Here is a 20,889-nt window from a genome sequence, read left to right on the forward strand (position 1 = left end):
TCTGACTTGGCCACGATGACAGGCATGAAGAGCTATCTCTCCATCCTCCTACTGCCCCCCTCCCTCCTCAAGCAGCATCAGGACGGCATCCCTGACGTCGACGCGGGCTTGGCGCGAGTGATCGCGGTGCTGTGCCGGATCGAACCCCACGTGCCGATGTGGCCCCGGTTGCTTGAAGCCTACGTTGCCAGCACGGCTCCCAAACGTACGCACCACTCGGCAATTCGCCCTTCGCATCCGAATGCCCTCTTTGGATCCACCAACGACTTCAAGCTGATCTCCGCCATCGCTGGCGGGATGCAGGTGCCGGATGATCACAACTGGAGCCTGGTGGCCACGCTCGTCGCCGCCCCCACGATCAAGGAGCACCTCAAGCTCGGACCGCCGAGCGGCGAGCCACCGGAGAAGCTCCTCACCTGGCTGCGCAATGCCCACCATCCGGGACGGGAGCGTGAGATGTGCGATGCGCTGGGTGGCGCCATGGAAATCGGGGAGATCCCGGTCGAGGATCTGCCAGACAGCCCGTGGCCGGTGCGCGACCTGCGCATGTGCCTGGCACGCGCCAAGCAGACCTATCTGGCCGGCTTGGAGTACGCGCCGCGCACCCGGCCCCAGGTTGACGAACTCGGCCTCCTGAGACAGGTCGGTGACCAGGAAACCAACCCGCTGGACGAGGGGTTGGCGCCCGAAGACTTGGGACTGGTCCGTCTCGAGGTCCCCGATGCCGTCGATGACGAGGGAGAAGTCTCAAGCGCCACGCTCTCAGCTGTCAGGATCGGCACCGCAAACGTCCATGCCCACCTGCCGCTCCACGTCAGCCTGGCGACCAGCGAAGAACTGAAAGTGGCTGCAATCAGCGTGAAGGATGCGCTCGCCGCCGGACCCCACAGCGGTGCACTCGGTGTCGGGCTTGCGATGGTCACCGGGTGCGACCTTCTCGATCTCGCGCTCGCGCCGGTGCTTGACTCGGTCGACGAGGCCAAACGGTTCGTCGAACGTCAGCCGTGCGTTCTCCTTTGGCAGGCCGACCGACTCTTTTTCCTCCAGCAGGTGCGTCGCCCGCCCCAGGCATTTCGCAGGGGCGCTGTCGTGGAAGAACACTTCCTGCCCTGTTCCAGCCACGTCGTGCAGGAGATCCCGCAGGCGCTCGCAAGTCGAGCTCCAGATCAACCGCTGCCCTGCCTCGCGGCGGCCCATCCGAGGGTCGTGGAATCGGCGCGGGAGTTTGCCGCAGCCCTGCGCGCGAAGACCTTGGGCAGACAGCACATCGGCCGACTCAGGCGCGCGCTTTGCGCGCCGATCATGAGCCTGACCCAGGACGAGTGCAAAGTACAGGTGGTCTTGCCAGCGGCAGGAGTCGCGGCAGGCGCGGGAAGCTACTACTCGGCGATTACCGTTCTTGAAGCGTTCCAGATCCACCAACGCGCGGCCAACGATCTGTTTGCTTCCGAGGCCGGCATTCCGGCCTGGCTCGACGCGTACGGCGACTCGACGGTGGGCAGCGAGGTATCGGTTCGCGTGGACGCGCTGCGCGAAGACCTGACCCGGCTCAGGGGTGCGACTGATGAAGCTGCGCGCGGACGGCGGACCGCGGAGCGGGTGATCGAGGCCTTCAACACCATCAGCCGCTACACGCTGGCCGTGCTCCAGGTGCTCACCGCGCATCGGCACACGCTTGATGGCTTTGGCGCCTGGCGGAACTTCTCCTCGGACCTCACCGCGGTTGCGATCTCGGATAAAGTTTTCGACGACCGGACCAGCCTTCGCATCGTCCCCCTGCCCTCCGTCGCGACCGAGCAACTTCGCGTCCTGCGCAGGACCACCCAGGTTGCCGCGGATCTGCTGATGCCGAGCCACCCCGAGCTAGCGCAAGCGCTCCGGGGTTCGCTACATGCCACGCATCCCGCGTTCTCCATGTTAGAGAAGACTCGCGGAGGCTGGCGGCTGAGGCCTGCCATCCCGATGGATTGGTTGGCCCATCTCGATGCGTGGTCGCAACCTCCAAACACGAACCGTCACGCGCTGATCCAGGCACTCCAGCGCATGGGGGCATCCCGCGAGCTGATCAGCTTCCTCGTCGGACACGCGGAACCCGGACAGGCGATGCATACGGCGGCATGCAGCGCCACACCCCGTGAAGTGATGGAGGCACTACGCGGTCATCTGAATTCGTATGCAGAACTCTTGCAGGTCAAAGCCAGTCGCTACCTCCGCCCCTATGCCCAAGGACGCGTCACATCCAGTCGAAGCAGCTGTCGTGACGCAACAAGTCGCAGGCACGCCGCATGAAGAAAAACGTGCTGACGCCCGAAGTTCCTAGGCTTTCCGACGATCACTTGCAGCAGATCGAGAGGCACGGCGTTCTACGGACTTCCCTTATGCAAGCTCTTGGGACGAGCGAACAGCCTCCCTGCCTGGACGAACCGACCGTATCACTGGCCAAGATCCGCCTGTCGGCGATGGTGTTCGGTGGCGCGAGCCCCAAAGTGCTCCGCTACGTCATGCCCGCCTTGCAGGAAGGCCTGCGAGCATCAGACGACAGAATCTGGGTGGACTACACCCGCAAGGGCCTTCCACGGCGCTGGGTACCCGATGCCTTGACCAGCTGCTTGATCGCCACAGCCATCATCCGCCACGGCGATGGTTTGACTGCCACTTCGGAGGAGATTCTTGCTCACACGAGAAAGCTTGTAGGCAGTTTTCGTGACCCGACGCCGGCCGAGACTTCGTCACCGCGCGAATCGATCTGGCGCACGGCCTTGGCGTGGTACCGACATCATCTCCCTTGCCATCTCACCGCCATCATCGAGGGGACCACGGTCGTTGCCCCCGTTCCGAGCCGGACGATCGCCCGAGCCAATGCCCGCTTGGCCTGCCCCGTTTCGCCGGCGGAAGCGCCCTTGAAAGAACCCGACATTTTTCGGGGGCTCCTCCGTGACCAGAAGCTGGAGGACCTCAAGAAGTTGCTGCGCTGGTCACTTGCCTCGGGCAGTACAGGGGGAGCCGCAAAGGGCAGCGAAGGGCAACGTGGGCACGCGCTAGAGGTCCAGCTTGAAGAGCTGGTCCGCATCGAGAACGAGGCACACGCCTGGCTTGGCATCCAATGGTTGCGAAAAATGCTGAGGAACGGCGGACTTCGCAAGGAGAAGCTGGCACTCGGCACCGTAAAAACCTACTTCGGCACGTATACCGCGCTGTTGAAGCGACTGGACGGAGCCTCGATTACCTCACTCGACGCAATGGCGCTCGAGGAGCTCATTCACGGTCTGCTGCTGGATACCGATGGTCCCTCCCGCCGGCGGACGCTGATGTGTCTTGTAGAGATCCTGAAAGTGGGACAGAAGGAACTCGGGCTTCCTGGGATCGAATGGGGTGCGGCAACGCAGGGCCTGCCCGATGTCGAGGCCAGGGTGGATGCGAACCTGGTCTACCCGCACGAGCTTGAACTCGCGATCGCCCTCTTGGAAGGAAACCGATCGCAGGAGCCGGTTTACAGCCCCATGGCCCAGCTCGCCATTCGACTGATGGACGCCGCTTGTCTTCGTATGGGCGAAGCCTTCCGCCTGAGGGTGGGCGATGTCCACGAAAACTTCCTCTTGATCCGGAGCACCGCTCACGGAAAGACCAAGAGCGAGGCGGGGCGGCGTGCGATCCCCATGGTCGGCGAACGCTGGGCGGCTGCCCGGGCACTCCTCGACATCGCGGTCGATCGGGCGCGAGGTCTTTCGAAGCTGCCAACGACGCCCATCTTCTGCGATTCGGAACGCCCAAGTTGGCTGGTCGACCGCAACTGGCTGGAGCGGCAGATCAGTTGGGCCCTACGGAAGGGGACCAACGACCCCGCCGTCCACGCGCATCATCTCCGCCACTCGGGCATCACCAGGGCCGCGGAAGCGCTTCTGCACCCCGGGTACGAGTCTGCTCAATGGCAGCAAGGCAGGGACCTGCGCATGGCCATCGTCGGTGACGAAATGGCCAGCCGACGCGCCATGCGCGGACTCTCGCAGCTTGCCGGACATGCAGGCCCGGAAACGACACTCTCCGCCTACGTACACAACCTGGAATTCACCGTCGCCAAGGCATTGGACGCCACCCTTCATGACATCCCGCTGGCGACGCTGGCTCGCATCATCGGCGTGGCGGCCGCACCGAATGGTGAGGCGGCAATTGAAGGGGAAAGCCCGGCAGAGATGCTCTCACTTCGCCTTCGCACTCTTATTAGAGACCTGCCACCCACGGCGCTGCTGTCCAACCTCGAGCGTGCGCCCGCACCCGACCTCACGAAAAAGATGGACGCACCCGGCGCTGCTGCAATCAGCCTGCCGGCTGTTCGAAACGCCCTGCTCTTGCAACGAGATCTCGATCTTCCTGTCGAACGTATCGCGCAGCAGACTGGCATGGCCGAGAGCCGCGTCGCAGCGATCGTCTCCGAGGCGCTGAAACTTCGGGCTAGGAGCGGAATCGTGCTCATCGAGGACGAAGAGCTCGCACGCACCTCGAAGGGGTTGGTGCAGACGCGGCTGATCGAATCCGGTCGGCACCACTTCTCGACGTATGCAATGGAGCAGGCCGAGAACCTCGAGGCGACGGAATCGACCGCGCGCATGGCCGAAGCCCTGTGCAGGAACTTTTCGCAGAGCCGCTCGGTGCTCAGCATCCGGACGTGGGGAGACTTGGTCGATGGGTGCGGGATGCTAGCCGCGATGGGGGTCCTCCCACAAAGGATCGAGATCCAAGCACCCGGGGATCTTCCGTCAGTCCGCGAAGGCTTGAAGGAGTCGGACAGGTCGCTGGAGCTTGTCAACGTGATCGCGCCGAAACATCGTGTGGACGCTTCGATGCGCAAGCGTGAGCGGGCCAGTGGATTTCTGGTGCGCCTCAACTTCGAACGCGATGAAAAGGCGCGACTTCGTCCGATGGTCGCCGCGGCGGCGCTCTGGCTGATCAGGTATCGCGCGCAAGCGGTGGGACTCGCATGAGCCACTTCACTCGGCTCGAGTGTGAGATCCGCATTCTTCAGGGGGCGTCTGAAGTCCCAAGGATTGCGGCCCAGGCATACAAGTACCTAGTCGAAACCATCGACGGTACGCTTTCACTGTTGCGTGCGCACAATCCGGGCATTCGCTTCCACAATGGTGCGGGCGACATGAAGACGTCGACCAAGCACTGCTCTGCCGTCGGACGGATCAAGACGTCGCGCCCACTTGACTTGAATGGCTGCTTCGGCGACCTGCGGGAGATGATTGCCAGCGAGCGCATCTCTCGACTCGAGCAAGGCAAGCGGCGAAAGACGCTCTTCGATCTGAACCGCGTGTTCTCCGATCCCCGCTTTGAGGGGCTGGTCTCCCTGGATAGTCAGGTCGTCCATCTTCGAAACCTTGCCCGGGCTGACGCGCCTCAGCTGGGCTCGCCGTGGAGAGGAATCGCGGTCGGAAACGTGCTTCACACCCGCTGGCGGGAACAGGCTCTCACGCTAGAAGTCTTGGACAATCGTCATGCCTACAGGAGCATCGAGGTGCTCCTTGCGGGACACCCCGCATTCCTGCGATCGGCCACCCCAGATCGGCCGGTCGCGGTCGTGGGCGCAGGTACGATTAACGCCTTCAGGCTCGATATTGCGCTGGTCGAAGAGGTCCGTTTCGCGACCGATGAAGACCTGGTCCACTGCCAGCTTGAGCCGTCATTGCTCTAGCGCATGCTAGATGGAGAGCGGACGGTCGGGGATTCGGGGGGCATGCTTGCCGAGGTCAACCGCGGTATCGATGCTGTCGCACGCACGCAAGATGTCGGCCCCAACGAACTTGGCGTAACCCGAGGGCTTGGCCGGGCGGTACCAAGTGACGGTATGCCGGAATAGTGCAGCGCCTTGGGGCCAGTGGCGTTCCATCTGCGCCAAGTGACCGGCGAGGATCTCGAGTGTGAGGTCCTCGTGGCGCACCCAGCGGCCCAACTCGGGCCGTCCCCTCCCGCAACCCACCGTCTTGATCTTGCCAATGTCGTGCAGGAGGGCGGCCACCTGGACGAGCTCTGCCAAGTCCGGCGCAAGATCACCCGACCATGCGGCGGCACGCATGGCGGTCTCGACGCTGTGGACGAGCAGCCCCCCGGGGTACGCATGGTGGTGGTTCCGGCTCGCCCTCGATGTCAGGAACGGGACCAAGAGCGCGTCGTCGGACAGCACGCCGCCAAGAAACCTGCGCAGGCCGGCGTGTCCCAGCGAATCGAACATTCGATCCAGACGCGCCAGGGCGTCCCGGGCGCGGACCGGGCAGGCCTCGTGTGGCATCAGGCGACCCGCGTGCCAGGGGACGTCGAAACTGTCCAGGACGTACAGCTCGCTGAGCTCGTTGAACCTGCGACCCCCGAGCTCCCTCGCCCTCACACGGCACTCGATCGCGCTCCCGGGCTCGACGGCCTCAAGCGCGTCCACGTACTGGGCGCAGAACACCTGCAGCTTGCCGGTGGAGTCGTCGAGGGCCGCATCCACGCGCCTGCCACCGCCGAGGGTCGAACGGGCTTCGACCGAGGTCAGTCGGGCGATCAGATAGCCGTCGGAAATGGCTTCTGCGTTGAAGGAGTCAATCCTGACCATGCGGCTGCTCTCCCAGCTCGTGCCCCACGAGGAGCTGGTCGAAGGAGGAGCCGTCCCGGCGCGTCATGTTCCGGGTCCAGCGGGCGTACGTCCGGTAGAGCATCTCCAGGCTGGAGTGCCCCAGCTGCCTCGCGATCCAGGTCGGGTTCTCCCCGGCCGACAGCCAGAGCGTCGCGGCCGTATGCCGCAGCTGGTAGGGCCTCCTGGGGCGGATTCCCAAGCGCCGCAGGAGCGGGTACCAGACGCGCTTGGTGAAGTTGTGGTTGTCGATCGGTCCGCCCACAGCATTGGCGAAGACAAACGCCTCCGGTCGGGCCTGCACGCGCGCCATCCTGCGCCGCAGCGTCTGGAGGACGAGCGCGGGCAATTCGACCTCGCGCCACGAGCCATCCGTCTTGGTCTCGTCCATCTCCCCGTGCGTGAAGGTCTCGCGGACCAGGACGAGGGCGCGGTCCAGGTCCACGTTCTTCCAGCGCAGGCCATTGACCTCGCCAGTGCGCATGCCGGTGAAAGTCCGGACCACGAGGTAGTCCCGATAATCCGGCCGGATGGCCTCGATGAGGCGCCTGCACTCCTCCAGCGTGAAGGGCTCCACGTCGCTCCGCGGCACCCGCAATCGCTTGATGTTGGCGGCGGGGCTCGGCGAGCCCGCCGAGGCTGCCGCCTCGTCGACGATCGACTTCAGCAGCCCAAAGATGTCGTTGACCGTCTTGGGCGAAAGCACCCTGCCCGGCCGGTGCGGCGAGGCAAGGTCAGCCCTGAAGTCGAGCAGGTCCTGCCGGCCGATCTCCTCCAAGGGCTTCGCACCGAATCGCGGCAGGATGTGCGAGTCGAGCTGCTGTCTCACGAGCGACTTGGTCGTCCTCCGCCACCGCACCTCGTTCTGCGTGAACCAGCGCTCGGAGAAGTCCTCGAGGGTCCGCCCTGCCCCATGCCCGACCGTGGGCCGGGACACCGTCCTGGCGACGGACTCGTGGCGATCGATGTTGCGGGAGCCGGGGAAGAACTCCGCATACCGGAACTGCCCCGCCCGCAGGGCAAGATCCAGGCGCGCCACGACCGCCGACAGACGCCTGCGGTTGGCGGGCGTGTCCGACAACTCCGTCTGCTCCCGGAACCGCATGCCGTCCGCCCGGAAGTCGATGTAGAGCTTCCCGGTCTCTGCCCGGGTCCTGACGCTAGCCATTGCAGCTGCCCCCCGACGTCAGGGGGATGCCACACATGGCCTCGGACGCGGCCCGCATGTCCCGCTCGATCGCCTCCCAGATATAGGCGACCCGCCGGCGTCCGAACGGCCGGATGTAGTGGACGCCCTCCAGAAGGACCGAGTCCTTGAGCTGCTCCCGGATCGTCCGCTCGTCGTAGGGGATCCGGCTGGCGAGTTCACGCGTGCTCAGGTAAGTTGCCATCTCATCTCCGATGTCAGTAACCTTCAGATGTAGCGTTTGAGCTACGTTCGAAGTCACTAGATCACATCGGATGATGCCTGTCAACTACTTTTGTATTCTATAGGCTACACGGACACATGATTCGATTCCGGCTCAAGGAACTGATGGCGGAGCGCGAGTTCCGGGAGAACCGCGTGATCACCTTGGCCGAGGTGGCAGAAGCCACGGGCATCCATCGGGTGACGCTGTCGAAGATCGCCAACAACCGGGGCTATCACACCGGCACGGAGATCCTCGATCGGCTGTGCAAGTACTTCGAGTGCCAAGTGGGTGACCTGGCAATATATGTTGAGGACCCCGCATAGGCCGCCCCGAGGCGACCTTGCAGCTCCTCCAGCGCTAGCGCAGCCGACCTAGACCGGCGCACATCACGCTCCGGTCCCCTGACCACGTCAAAGAACATTTGCGGCAAGACGTGTGCGCGCTCGCTTGTGCTTCAGCGCTTAGGCATCTTCCATGGAGAACGGTGGCTGCCCGCGCGGCCTGCCTCGCCTCGCCATGCTTGGGGTGTCAGGGAAGAGGCCGAGCGATACAGTGGCAACTCCCGGCTGAAGAACAACCTTCGTAGGCGCTCGTGATCCTGTCCGAGGAACAGCCAGAGATGCCGCCCATAGTCGATGTCGAACTCGGACCGGAACGGATAGGTGGGGCCTTCGTTCTCGTAGCCCTCCAGCAGGTCAAAGCCGTCCAAGATCAAGAGGGGTGCAGGAGGCGGGCTGTCGTCTTGTCGACAGCGCGATTCCTCAAGTCGATCGGTGACCGAATCCAACGCCTCGCCGGGATCCGGCGCGAGCCTCACGACTTCGGTGCAAACCCCCTTCTCCGCCGCGCGTAGTGTGACCGCACGGATCAACGCCTCTGTCAGCGATGCACCCGGGCACGCGCAGAAGGCAGGATTTCGGCCCGTCGGGAAGCACCAATAGACAAACTGCTCCGCGACGTCCTCGATGAGCGCCGCTTGGTCCGGGCTTACTTCCACAGTCTCCCCTTCAAGCAATGGCCTGGGTGCTCTGCCATCTTGGCACCCACGAAATAGTGGCTGTTCAAGCTAGGAAGATCACATAGGAACAGCACCACTGGAGCAGCTCACCTGCCTTGCGCCCCAGCGCCACAGGGCCCTGACCGGCCAGAAGAACAGTCCGGGTCCTTCACGCATCCCTTGCAATAGACCGGACACGAAGCTGGCAAGTAGTCTCATCCGTCCACTCCGCTACAAGACTTGGCCAGCGTTGCAGATTGCTGTCGCAGGGATCGAGAACGCTGGTGACAGGGTTGGTGGTACGCATCCCAGCCTGTGAGACGCGCATGTCTTGAAGTATCCGCGGTGGCCAATAGTGGCGACCTCTTCTGGGCCATAGGGAGCGAGCCGGTGTCCGACAACCGCGACGGGAGTGAAGCCGACCCGCCAAAGGGCGGTCGCGCCGCGAAGTCCCTGGAGACTTTTCGGAACCGGCAGCGAACGCGCGAGCCTGAAGCATTTGCCTTGGCCATCGAGTGGGCCAATGCATTACCGATTCGCTGGGGCGGCCGCGTATGCGTGGGAGACGAGATCCTCCGCGAGCGCGGCGAACCCACCCTCGCGGAGGCGTGGGACGACCAGAACTCGAGCGATCCCCGCTACAGGTTTCGGCTCGGCGCGATGCCTCCGAAGCCCGACTACTACTCGCCCGGGAAAGTGGGCCGCTTGCTCGGCCTGCGCCCTGCAGAACTGGCCCAGCGCGCCGGCGTGCCCGTCCAATTGTTCATGACCCAGCCCGAGGCGCCGCAGGTGCAGGCATACCTCGGCCACGTCGTTGACGTGCTGATCGTCGCCTTCGAGTACGCCGATGACGAGAAGCGGGCCGCACAGTGGTTCCTGACCCAAGAGCTCCGAGACTTCGGGGGCCACACGCCAGACCAACTCGTGACGCAAGGCAATGCCCGGGTGGTCATCGCGTACCTGGAATCCATCATGGGCGGCGCAACGGGCTGAGCTACCAGTTCGGGGCGGACAACCCTCGGACGGCGGCGCCCTGCGGTCGACCCAGGTCACGCGGAGCCGAGCGGTCGTGGCACTAAGAAGTTGGAGGCGAGGTTCGATCTGAACTGTCTCCCCCCTCGTCGGGAAGCAATTCCAAGCTAAAGCCGATGCAATTCTTACATCCCCCGGGCCGTCGATGCGCTGGAATATCGGTCTGGGCTAGCCCCTGACCTTTGGTCGTCCAAGGGGGTGACGGTGCCGGCCGGATACCGGCACTGCCCACTATGCTGGCGCGACCTACCTGGGTTTCGCGGCGTCTGGACGCGGCGCGTACGGGGCGATTCAGCTGGACTCGAGAGTTCGCGAGCCGCGCCGCCAGCAAGGCCGCTGCGCGGCATGGACTTCGTTCTACCCCGTGAGTCGGAGGATGGGGAGACACTCGATTGGGCACAGCCGAAGATGGGCAAGGCCGGTTGTTGCTTCGACTTGGCGCAGAGGGAGGCTCTCTCTCCGTTTACGGTCCTGAGCCCGGCAACAACCAGGCGCCATTCTCTGTGTATCTCGACGAAGGAGACTACGGAGAGGAGGACCTAGAGGCTTTCAGCGGCAAGGTTCACGAGGCAACTTCCCTACTCGCCGCTCTCGCATTCATGGAACGCTACCGGTGGCACAGGCTCTTTGCTCTCCACGTCGCGCCTGATGTGGAACAGGTAGTTCTGACTGAGGTGCACAAGAGTCAAGACCAGGATGTAGTCAATCGTTGGACGCGACGATTGAGAACCTTGCGACAGCAGGGCGCCGATTGAAGCCGAGACGTGGCCTGTCCTGTATTTCTGTAGGACTTAGCAAAGGGGTGAATCGATTGGACTACTTTCAGGGCGTGGTGACGGAGTACCTGCGCGCGGATCGCGCCGTTTTCGTAAACACAGAGTGTCTACTCCGCCTAGACAACGACGGGGAGCCCAAGAGGGACCGCCACTGGTACTGCGACGCACTAGCAGTGAACATCAAGGAAAAGAAGGTGTACCTGTGCGAGGTCACCTACTCGAGGTCGATGCAGGCCTTGGTCCAGCGCCTAAGACTCTGGGCTCAACATTGGCCAGATCTCTGCGCCGCGATCCAGCGCGACTCCGTACCCGGTGAAAGTTGGTCTTTCCAGCCGTGGATCTTCATCCCGCGGGGGCAGGAAGGCGCCCTTCTCGCCAAGCTCGGCAGCTTGCCGCCAAGCCTTGGGACGGCTTCCTCCTGGCTGAGGATTACCTACCTTGAGGAGGTCTTGCCTTGGAGGTACTCCACGTGGGATCGGCGCGAGACGGCGTTGGCCGAGATCAGCAGTGCGCTGGACCATACAGATGTGTCTCCAGCAGCCGCAGCCGCCGTCCTCGAGGTCGTCGCCAAGGCGCCCACCTAGTAGCTCCGCGCCTGGGCATCGCCGGAGCCGTGCGGAGGACCGGCGGGGCGACGGCTTGTTTTGGCCCGCGACCCCACGCGTCCCATCAGGTGAGACGCACATCAGCTGGACTGGCGGCCCGCACCCAGGGCCCGCCATGCACAGCCAACTCCAACTGGTCGACTCGACCGATCGCGACGGGCCCGCCACCGGCTTAAGCTTCCCCGGTACAGCCGGTGCACGCGCTTGTGGTTGACCACGAAGCCCTGCCGCTCGACCAGGATGTGCAGGCGCCGGTAGCCGAAGCGCCGGCGCTGGCCGGCCAGCTCCACCAGTTGCTGTTTCAGGCCATCGTCCCGACGCTGGGAGGCGTAATGCAGCACGCTGCGCGACAGCCCCAGCAGCCGGCAGGCACGGCGTGCCGAGTGATTCGTCCTGGCCCGCACGGCCGCCACGGCAGTGCGCCGCGCGTGCGGGCTCAGAACTTTCCCCGCGCCACCACCTTCAGCCCTTCGATGCCGAGCATCGCCTCCGCCGGCATCTTCTTGAGCTTCGCGTTCTCCGCCTCCCGCGACCGCAGCCGCTTGGCATCGGGCACGTCCATGCCGCCGAACTTCCGGCGCCACAGGTAGGAGGACGCGTCACTGAAGCCGTGCTTGCGACACAGCTCCTAGACCGGGGTGCCGGCCGCCGCCTGCTTCAGGAAGCCGATGATCTGCTCGCCGGTGTAGCGCTACTTCATGTCCGTCCTCTGTCTTGGGAACGGACTCTACTTAAGTCAGACTGGCCCGGAAATCGGGGGGCAGGTCACAGGCTCACATCATAGTTTTCAGCCAGAACTGATCCGGCCTGAAGGGTCATTAATGCGGCAAGCGCGGCCAGTAGTGTCTTCTTCATGACCATCGCCTATTGGGTCTGGAAGCTCGACAAGCGGCTTTTCATGAGGTCTAGCTTGGCCTTATGGGCCAGTGGCCTGTTGAAAACACGATTCTGGATTTGGTCGGACACCTTGCTGATGGCGATGTATGCCATGCTCAAGCCAGACTCCCGCTCTGAGGCCTTCTTCTCGACGAAATCGTATGGGAAGTTCTCGCAGAACTTGTGGAAGCCGGAGAACTGCGCGACATCCTTCGTGAATCGGAAGCCGTTTGGGGTGAGGCGCGAGCGCCGTGGATGGTAGAAGTCAACGAAAAAGATGAACCATCCGCTTCCGTCGAATGTCACGGCCTCAAACACGTCCACTTTATCGATGGCACCGAGGCGATGAAAAATGATTCGCTGCCCCGTCTGCGTTTCGAGTCTGGACAGATATGCCAGCTGACCGATCGGCCCGTTGACCGGGATCGGGTTCGTTTCAGTAAAGCCAAATGGTCCAGAGCCGTTCGGGACCTTGTCGTAGGCAGGCGCAGATTCCAGCATCGCCTTCATCATTGGATGAACGAGCTCCAGTTGGAACTTTTCGTCATCCAGGATGCGATGGATGCGCGCAAACGCCTCACGTAACGCCTTTTCTTCTTTGTTGCCCCCGAAGAGGTTTGATAAAAATCCCATATAAACTGCCCCCAAAGCCGAATGGATTACGTCATTGCAGCAATTCGCTCAGGCGGCGCAGCCCCGGCTTCTTGAAAGCCATGCGAATGAGCTGCTCCAGGATGTGCGTGTTTGCGACGTGAATGTAGGAAATGCCGGCATTGGTTTTCTTGTCGTCCTTGGACCCGATGCAGAACGATCCATCAGCATTCCATATCTGCACCTGCCCCCACGTGCACCGTACCCTTTCATTGGCACCCAGAAATTTGTGCTTCACCAAGGTGATGCCATCGTCGTGAAGGAGTGCGTCGCCAAAGTAGAGCTCCCGCCCATCCTTCAGCGCCTCCAGCATCTCACCCAACAGGCGAACGCACACGGCTCGCCACAGCTTGTCGATGAACTTGCTGTAGATGTCATCATTCTTTAGCTCGACAACCGCCTCGGAGCGTTTGTCTCCGAAGGCAATGGTGTAGGTCGTCCCGGTCGGCACGCCGTTTACGGAGTGGCGCACACCACCCCAGCGAACTCGAGTGATCGAGTCCAGAGAAAAACTCTGTCCCTTCCATGAGATGCCATCGGGTGAAATGCTCAGGGTGTCCTTGAACATCACACCAATTTCAGCGCGGTAGGTGATCTCACGCGCCCATTCGTCTCTGCGTGCTACCGCCTGCTTCCGCTCATGGAAGATATCGGCAAGCGCATCCGCATCCTGCTCAACGCGTTCAGACACTTCAGGTAGCTCGGCAAACAGCTCTTGAAGAAGACCAGTCAGCCGTTGGGACTGCGTCAATATGTCATGCGTGTTGAACAGGTCGATGGCAAGGCTACGTATTTCGTAGGCTAGGTCACGGCTTGCTTCATGATCGATGCCGCGCGCTTTGGCGCTCAGCTGGATAGGCTGTGCGACCTTGTCCCAATTGCGCGCCACGGCATCAAGTTTGTCCACATACGGTTTGACGGCAGCTTCACCCGAGTTCGCCGAGTCACGGGCGGCTTTGATCAGCTTGTGAACGTTCTCAGCTTCCTTCTGCAGGAAGCCCTGGGTTTCCACTTCGTAGCTGTCGACGAGGTCATCGATCAGTTCGGGCGCGTGATCCTCGCCGCCCAACGTAACCCCCTCCACTGTGTCCGTCATGACCTGGACAAGCGTCGTCGGTGCCAACCTATCGAGGGCGTCCTTGATGGCGCTGCGGTAGTACCGTTTACGTTCCGCCAGTTCGGCTTCAATTTGGTCGGGTGCCCAGACCTCCGGGAAGCCGGAGACAGCGCGGTCTTCATTGATGTCGCGTAGGACATCTTCGGGATCGATCTCATCCACGAGGTAAGCAACCTCCTGAATGAAGCTGGCCAGGTCTTCCGCATCGTGCTCGCTATCCACCGCCTCGAAGGCGGCGGCGAGCAAATTTAAGTGTGCAAGCGTGGGCAGGCCAGATTCCTCCCTGACCGCCATAGCATCATGGAGCAGACCTTCAACGAGGTGGGATGCCTTTCGTGGAGAAACGCCGGGGAGCCATGCAATCTCTGCGCTTAACCTAGTACGTGGATTCGTTAGATCAGACCGTGCCTTCTGGCAGACATCGTGGTCCAGCTCCAAAGTCTTCTCTTTAGCCAATTCAACGATTCGCCTGCGGTCGTCGCGAGTGGTCACGCCGAGAATCGCGAAGGGCGTCTCATGGAGCGCAGTTGTCTTCATTGTGCGTTGAGCGGCTCGCGGAGATAGGGTATGCCGGGTCGATTGCAGAGGGGGCACAGCGGTTGGACGGGAGGACGCCGCTGTTGGCACTGGTGCCGCCGAAGAGCTTGATGCTGGTTGAGCGCCGAGCATCGCCATGAGCTGCGGGTCCTTCAAGGCTTCTTGCGCCTGAGTCAATGCATCAGATGGCGCGGAAAGCTTTAAATGATTTCGAAGCTCGTGGCTGTAATGCGCCAGCTGCGTTCTTGACGAGAGATGATCAGTAAGCACGAGCGACAAAGCCAGCTCGCTGTTTAATCGTGGAATGGTTCCGCATGCACCGCAGGCGAGCAATGCGCCTGACTTCTCTGAACCACATTTAAAGCAAATTGCCATTACAGAACTCACTCATCGCTCGTAGACGGAAACGCACTTTTCGCCAACCTTTCGGTACCCATCATTGCAGTACCAGTTGGAACCAGACACCCAAGCGTTAGCAGGAACGTTGAGCGCTACGCATTGGTCTCCGACTTTTCGGAATCCATCGTTGCAATACCAGTTAGAACCCGAAACCCAAGCATTAGCAGGAACGTTGAGCGCTACGCATTGGTCTCCAACTTTTCGGAATCCATCGTTGCAATACCAGTTAGACCCCGAAACCCAAGCGTTCCGAGGAACATTCAGCCTCTCGCAGCGCTCGCCGACCTTTCGATAGCCATCATTGCAATACCATTTTGAGCCCGACACCCAAGCATTAGCAGGAACGTTGAGGGCTTCACATTGGTCTCCGACTTTCTTGAATCCGTCATTGCAGTACCAATTGGAGCCGGACACCCAAGCATTACGAGGCACATTCAATTTCTCGCAACTGTTACCGACCTTTTTGTAACCATCGCTGCAATACCAGTTCGAGCCTGACACCCAAGAATTGGCTGGAGGGCCTGATCTCTGCACGCTTGGCGTTGGAGGAACGAACAGGGGCGCAGTCGCGGATGGCGCAGATCGTGATTGGGCGTTGGCACCCGAACCGCGAGCGGTACCTGAAGGAACCTGCCGAAGCTGAAACAGCAATGTCTGATCTGCTACGCCAGTTGCGGCCAGGCCTCTGTCTTGCTGAAAAGCGATGATGGCGGCACGAGTGCCCCTTCCCATCAGCCCATCGGCGTGGCCGGCGTTGTAGCCAAGCTCATTGAGCTTCTGCTGAACGGCACGCACCGATTCATCCGCAGCAGGATGCGCTGGTGCTGGTGCTGGTGCCGACAGGGAGCCCGTGGATGGACCGCGAGCGAATCGGCTCCGGCCTTCTGCCTGAAGTTGGCTCCGGTACGGCTCAACATCTCGGCGCGCGCTCTGCAGTGCGCCGCCTCTGTAGCGAAAACTGCCGCAGCGGCTGTTGTAGTCAGCCACCATGGCGTTGAACCGATCGACATCGGATTCGCTGTAGTTGTTGATGGCGGCCTTCGCGCCGTCCATGCGAATGTCTTCCGCCAAGCAATAACGAATCTGAGCCGTTGAAAACACCAAGTCCTGACCGACTGGCGGCTTTGTCTCTTGTGGCACGGAGGTCGCTTGCGGTTGAGCAGGCGGCGAATAGATCGGCGCTGCACTTTGCGCGGGGGGTGAGTAGGCTGGAGCCGGTGAACTTGTGGGCTTGTTGGACTGGCCGATGAGCCAAAGCAGGCCAACTACGGCAGCTATGCCCAGCAACCACTTGCCGCCAGACGACGGTTGCGGAGGCGCTTGATACGTCTGACGCTGAGGTGGCTGCTGCGGTTGCGGTTGAGCAGTCTGTGCGGCTGGGCGTCCGGTGGATGTCCTGGAGCCGGCGGATTCGGTCTTAGGCGCAGGGGGTGGCGATGTCGTGTCCACGTCGGACACGAGCGAGGAAAGGCCAGCGAAGCCTTTGCCTTCATTTTTCTTGTTGTTTTCTTCCTCCGCTGCCACCTGTGTCTCCTCTAGATGAATCCTATGCGCCGCTTTTCGCTGCCTTCACGCTCCCGTGCAGGTGTCGTTCGTAAGGCAGCCAGCAAGCTGGCCTGGTCCAGCCGTTCCTTGCCAGAGCGTGCTGCGAGCCTTGCACCTTCCCGAACAACAAAAGCAACGTCGGACAATGGTCGTCCAGCGAGTTCTTGCGCCAGTGGCTCGGAGTCGACATCCGACTCCTTTGGCAAAGCAGACAACAGCTTGTCCAGGAGCGACTGCACCTCGATCTCGCTTGCAAAGTCCACCTTGATGACGTGATCGAAGCGTCCCCGGCGCTGGATAGCGGGGTCGATCATGTCGATCCGGTTCGTCATCGCGATGATCAGTACCTCGTTCTTCACGGCCTCCGGGATACGCCGCAGGAACTCGGCCACTTCCTCTACGCGGTGATGACCCGAGCCCATCTCGCGGTCGGCAAGGAATGCCTCCATCTCGTCTATCACGAGAACGGACGGCGCGTTCTCCATCGCGTTGTCGAACATCTGTGCGACCTTCTTGCTGGTCTCGTGGATGTACGGGCTAGCTACGCTGGATGCGTCGATCTGGAAGCTTGGCCACCCAAGGAAATCAACCAGTCGCTCTACCGCAAAGGTTTTGCCTGTGCCTGGAGGGCCGTACAGGATCACGGCTGATGGGAATTCAATACCGAGCGCCTTGTAGCGGTCGCGGTGCAGAATGATGTCGACCATGTGCTCGTTGAAGAAGGTCGCCAGTTCGGGGCGCCCGGCGAGTTCGAAGACCTTGTTGGGTTCCGACTCGGCGCGTTCGACTTTCTCCACCTTCTCGACGGGAGCAACTTCCGTCTTTTCGGAAGGAGCCGCTGGCTTGCGCTCCAGCGGCATGACTTCCGCGACTTCGAAGCCTGCCGCCTGCACGACATCCTTCAGGTGGCTCGCGCCCAGCCAGCTCATGGTCTGGCGGAGACGGCGGAAGGAAGTAGCCGGAATGCTGGTGCCGCCTGTCAGCCAGTAGCCGAGCACGACGTCATCGCCAGTTCGGGAGCTGATGCTGTAGGTGGGCAGCAGCCGCGTGATCTTCTCAACGTAGAGCGCATCCTGGAGCGCCGAATCCGCATCGATATCGCGTGTTGCCTTCAATGCAAGAGCAAAGGCGAGCGCCTCGGCCTTGGTATCGGGTGATTTCGCCTCGCTGACCGGGCACAGCGTCTGGCTCGGGCCGCAGGAAATGGACCGAAGCTGCTGATCGCCGAACTGGAAGGCGTTGAAGGTCCCGTCATCGATCATCCCGGCATCTAGCCAATGCTCCGCCAGTGCGTCGCGTACGACGAGCGCCCGCCCACCGCCTTGGGTCTCAAGGATCTGCCAGTCTGCCCCTTCAAACAGGGCGACGCGCGCCTTCGCACCGTCGGGCAACTTGAAACCGATGGGAAGCCACGCGTCGAGCGCCATGGGTCAACTCCGCAAGATGTTCGCGCCAGCAAGCATGTCGTCTTCACCCGCAGAACCGATGCGGATGGAGTCGAGATGGGCTACTACGGCACGAAGCTTGTCGATGTCATTGACCTTCAACGCCTCCGCTCCCGCAGCCACCAGCTGGGCATGCTCGCGGGCATCTGGGAAGAGGTAGGTATCCTGGGCCAGCCACTTGAAGCGCTCGATGACGAACCAGTCCTGACGCCACAGGATCATGAAGTTGCGACTGCGCAGATCATCCAGGTGCGACTCGAAGTCGCCACTGTTGTTGTCAATCGCGCGCTGCGCCGTCTTGACCAAGTTGTCGAAAGACGAGGCTTCGGTGGGTCTGGCGTGCTGGCGCACCACCTTGTCGAAGAAATCGACTGCCTTGTCAAGTTCCAGCTGGCGAATGTCCTTCAGATGCTCCTTGCGGGTCAGCGCCAGCAGCCGTTTGGCCTCCTGAACGTGATCCATCGCCTGCTTGGCCGTCTCGGGGTCGGCCTCGTCAGTTTTGATAGTGCCCGCCTGCTCCAGCTTCTCCCGAGCCTGCTCCAGACGTGGGTCATCGACCTTGGATGCCATCTCGTCGAGCCGCTGCAAGGTGTGGTCCGACTGCTCCCGGATGTTCTTCGCCTGGTTGGTGTAGTCGACCTTGCCTTCCTGGCTGGAGTAGAAGTTACGCCCGCTCTGGAACGAACCGCTGATTGAAGGGACTGAAACCTCCAGAACGATGTTGCCGGAGTCGAGTACTTCGTACTCGCAGATCAGCTCCGCGCCAGCGGCGATGACACCGTCGTCGAAATCCGTTCCCTTGATCTCAAACATGCCGATGAATCGGTTGTCGTTGATGGGGTCGGAGATGTCGCCCTCCCACAACTTGAACTTGATCGACCCAGCACTTCCAGCCTTGAGAGACTCGCCCGCCTTGAAAGTCTTCTTGCCTTTCTTGGGTAGCTGATCGCCCTCCCGAACGAGATAATCCAAGCTCAAGCGACCGCCCACCTTGTCGCGCGCTTCCACGCCGACGGAATGCGATGCCGGGATCGCATCGATGCTGGCGGCGGTGCGTGCGATGACAATCTTGTCTTCACGCAGCGATACGGGTCCGCCGTTGGAATCGAACACAAACACCTTGAAGGTGTTGTCGCCAGGCTTGGTCAGGTTGAGTTCGATACCTGCCCCATCCTTCAGGGCGATGCGTCCTGAGGACCACCCGGTGTCCAGACTGTCAATCTGAAACTCGACTCCAGCCGGAGCAGAACTTCCCAGTTTGGCGACGATCTTTGCCTTCGAGTCCGGCGTGCGCGCGATGTAGTTGAACGACAGGTCGAGCGCGCCACCGGCGCTGATGGCTCCTCGGGCGCTCTTGCGTCCACGGCTTTCCGTCGCCCAATCGATGGACTCGGCGAAGACCGCTGCGCCTTCCGCAACGGCGGTCATCGGATTCACATCATTAGACGGGGCAATACCGAGTTCGAAGGCCACCTTGTCACGCAAGGGCTTGTAGTGGGTTGGGCCACCTACAAAGACGACACGCTCGACGTCGTGTGGGCTCAATCCAGCCTTTTCGAGGGTTTCGCGGGCGGACACGATGGACTCTTCCACCTTCGGTCCGATCAGACCGTCGTATCGTTTGCGATCAATGGTGATGTCGATGTAGATCTCCTCACCAGCCTGATCGCGGACACCGAGTTCGGTCTCGGGCAGACTGACGACGGCCTCCTCCTTCTGCGACAACTCGATCTTTGCCTTCTCTGTCGCCCACGTGGCCATACGCAGTAGGGACTTGAACTGTGGATTGGTCGTCAAGTCGTCCGGAAGATCAAAGTTTTCCAGCAGCCACGGCTTCACGATGTTGTCGAACAGAATCCGGTCGAAGTCGCGCCCGCCACACATGGCGATGCCACCGTGCGCGAGAAGTGTCACCCCGCCGGAAATACTCTCTGCAATTGCGATGTCGAGCGTTCCACCGCCGAGGTCATAAACGACAAACACGCCGTCATTCTTGCGCTGCCGCATGACGCTCATCACGGCGGCTACCGGTTCTTGCATCAAGGCCACTCGCCCAAGCCCAGCCGCATCAGCGGCAGCCATCGTCGAGTCCTTCTGCATCTGGTTAAACGCGGCTGGAACCGTAATGACAGTGCCGGTATCACCGTCGCCCCGTATCTCTTCGGGCAGGTAGCCGTATAGCGCACGCAGCACCTCGGCAGAGCATTCCTCTGGCGTCATGGTGAGGTTCACCGCCGGCAGCTTGACCGGCGTGCTCGTACCCATGAGCCGCTTGAACAGCACCGCCGCATTGTCGGGGTTGCGGGCGGCATTGTTGTAGGCGCGTGAACCGACGTACTTGTTGCCACGCCGGTCGATGAAGATGGCCGACGGCGTGACGTCGTGCTGTTCTGGACTCTTGTAGAGCCGGATCGACTCGTCGTCGAAAGAACAGATGGCACTGTTGGTCGTGCCGAGGTCGATACCGACGTACTTCATGCTTCCACCTTCCTGAGCATTACCGTGCCTTGTTTGCGCAGGCCGTTCGGCCCCATGATGATTGGCTCCACCATCTGATCGACGAGCAACACGTCATCAGGGCCGAAGTCCCCGAGATTCAAAGCAGATGCCGCCATGCCCGCGTCGTAGGGCTGCCCCTCAACGTTGACCAGCTTAAGGCCAGCCGAGTCGAGGCTCTCCTCGACCTTCTTCTGGAAGTAGCGGAGCTGATTGACGTAACGACCCGACTCACCCGCATCGAGTTTGCTGACGACCTTTCCGAACAGACGCGAGAAACGCCAACTCTCGACAGCGATGTCGAGCAGGGATTGCTCCATCTGCTCACTGCTTTCGGCCTGCTGGGTCATCAACTCCTCCTGTGGTTACGTCTTATCGGCTTTTCCGCCCT

At 61.7% G+C, this 20,889-nt stretch carries 16 protein-coding genes and 1 pseudogene; 6 read left to right on the forward strand and 11 right to left on the reverse strand.

Annotation, left to right across the window (positions count from 1 at the left end):
- Positions 1–24 precede the first annotated feature (24 nt).
- From ACYU7H_RS01595 to ACYU7H_RS01605, 3 genes are read left to right on the forward strand one after another with little or no spacing between them, the layout of a single operon-like run.
- The gene (locus tag ACYU7H_RS01595; protein ID WP_460811939.1) at positions 25–2,289 is read left to right on the forward strand and encodes a hypothetical protein; all 2,265 of its coding nucleotides are present in this window, start codon (positions 25–27) and stop codon (positions 2,287–2,289) included.
- Positions 2,286–4,979, forward strand: a complete 2,694-nt coding sequence (locus ACYU7H_RS01600; protein WP_460811941.1) for a hypothetical protein — start codon at positions 2,286–2,288, stop codon at positions 4,977–4,979. Before ACYU7H_RS01595 ends, ACYU7H_RS01600 begins: the two co-directional genes overlap by 4 nt.
- A complete protein-coding gene (locus tag ACYU7H_RS01605; RefSeq protein WP_460811942.1) occupies positions 4,976–5,692 on the forward strand; it encodes a hypothetical protein in 717 nt (238 codons plus the stop codon). The genes ACYU7H_RS01600 and ACYU7H_RS01605 overlap by 4 nt, the downstream gene beginning before the upstream one ends.
- Before the next feature lie 6 nt (positions 5,693–5,698).
- Here ACYU7H_RS01605 and ACYU7H_RS01610 read toward each other — a convergent pair whose 3' ends face one another.
- The 3 genes from ACYU7H_RS01610 to ACYU7H_RS01620 are packed head-to-tail and all read right to left on the reverse strand — an operon-like array spanning position 5,699 to position 8,001.
- Positions 5,699–6,592, reverse strand: coding sequence for an HD domain-containing protein (locus ACYU7H_RS01610; RefSeq protein ID WP_460811944.1), 894 nt, complete (start codon positions 6,590–6,592; stop codon positions 5,699–5,701).
- On the reverse strand, positions 6,579–7,778 hold the full coding sequence (locus ACYU7H_RS01615; RefSeq protein ID WP_460811945.1) for a tyrosine-type recombinase/integrase: 1,200 nt from the start codon (positions 7,776–7,778) through the stop codon (positions 6,579–6,581). The genes ACYU7H_RS01610 and ACYU7H_RS01615 overlap by 14 nt, the downstream gene beginning before the upstream one ends.
- Positions 7,771–8,001 carry a hypothetical protein gene (locus ACYU7H_RS01620; RefSeq protein WP_460811946.1) on the reverse strand — a complete coding sequence of 77 codons (231 nt, stop codon included), beginning with the start codon at positions 7,999–8,001 and terminating at the stop codon, positions 7,771–7,773. Before ACYU7H_RS01620 ends, ACYU7H_RS01615 begins: the two co-directional genes overlap by 8 nt.
- A gap of 116 nt (positions 8,002–8,117) precedes the next feature.
- Between ACYU7H_RS01620 and ACYU7H_RS01625 the strand changes: the two genes are divergently transcribed.
- Positions 8,118–8,345 carry a helix-turn-helix domain-containing protein gene (locus tag ACYU7H_RS01625; protein WP_460811948.1) on the forward strand — a complete coding sequence of 76 codons (228 nt, stop codon included), beginning with the start codon at positions 8,118–8,120 and terminating at the stop codon, positions 8,343–8,345.
- 131 nt (positions 8,346–8,476) lie between these two features.
- Here ACYU7H_RS01625 and ACYU7H_RS01630 read toward each other — a convergent pair whose 3' ends face one another.
- Positions 8,477–9,019, reverse strand: a complete 543-nt coding sequence (locus ACYU7H_RS01630) for a hypothetical protein (RefSeq protein WP_460811949.1) — start codon at positions 9,017–9,019, stop codon at positions 8,477–8,479.
- 390 nt (positions 9,020–9,409) lie between these two features.
- Here ACYU7H_RS01630 and ACYU7H_RS01635 point away from each other — a divergent pair, with 390 nt between their 5' ends.
- Positions 9,410–10,012: an MbcA/ParS/Xre antitoxin family protein gene (locus ACYU7H_RS01635; RefSeq protein ID WP_460811951.1), complete on the forward strand. Its 603-nt coding sequence runs from the start codon at positions 9,410–9,412 to the stop codon at positions 10,010–10,012.
- Between the two features lie 850 nt (positions 10,013–10,862).
- A complete protein-coding gene (locus ACYU7H_RS01640) occupies positions 10,863–11,411 on the forward strand; it encodes a hypothetical protein (protein ID WP_460811953.1) in 549 nt (182 codons plus the stop codon).
- A gap of 167 nt (positions 11,412–11,578) precedes the next feature.
- On the opposite strand, the pseudogene ACYU7H_RS01645 reads toward ACYU7H_RS01640, so the two are convergent.
- From ACYU7H_RS01645 to ACYU7H_RS01675, 7 genes and pseudogenes are all read right to left on the reverse strand, one after another.
- Positions 11,579–12,105 (reverse strand): annotated as a pseudogene (locus ACYU7H_RS01645) (transposase); the annotation flags it as partial.
- A 191-nt stretch (positions 12,106–12,296) separates the two neighbouring features.
- Positions 12,297–12,941, reverse strand: coding sequence for a hypothetical protein (locus ACYU7H_RS01650; protein WP_460811955.1), 645 nt, complete (start codon positions 12,939–12,941; stop codon positions 12,297–12,299).
- A gap of 31 nt (positions 12,942–12,972) precedes the next feature.
- Entirely contained in the window at positions 12,973–14,988 is a 2,016-nt protein-coding gene (locus ACYU7H_RS01655; RefSeq protein ID WP_460811957.1) for a hypothetical protein, read from the reverse strand.
- 12 nt (positions 14,989–15,000) lie between these two features.
- Positions 15,001–16,536 (reverse strand): peptidoglycan-binding domain-containing protein, encoded by a 1,536-nt coding sequence (locus ACYU7H_RS01660; protein WP_460811959.1) that lies wholly within the window; start codon positions 16,534–16,536, stop codon positions 15,001–15,003.
- Between the two features lie 11 nt (positions 16,537–16,547).
- Positions 16,548–17,984 carry an ATP-binding protein gene (locus tag ACYU7H_RS01665; protein WP_460811961.1) on the reverse strand — a complete coding sequence of 479 codons (1,437 nt, stop codon included), beginning with the start codon at positions 17,982–17,984 and terminating at the stop codon, positions 16,548–16,550.
- A 3-nt stretch (positions 17,985–17,987) separates the two neighbouring features.
- Positions 17,988–20,480, reverse strand: coding sequence for an Hsp70 family protein (locus ACYU7H_RS01670; protein WP_460811963.1), 2,493 nt, complete (start codon positions 20,478–20,480; stop codon positions 17,988–17,990).
- Positions 20,477–20,848, reverse strand: a complete 372-nt coding sequence (locus ACYU7H_RS01675; RefSeq protein ID WP_460811965.1) for a hypothetical protein — start codon at positions 20,846–20,848, stop codon at positions 20,477–20,479. The genes ACYU7H_RS01670 and ACYU7H_RS01675 overlap by 4 nt, the downstream gene beginning before the upstream one ends.
- Positions 20,849–20,889 lie beyond the last annotated feature (41 nt).

This window comes from Luteimonas pelagia (genome assembly GCF_054776035.1).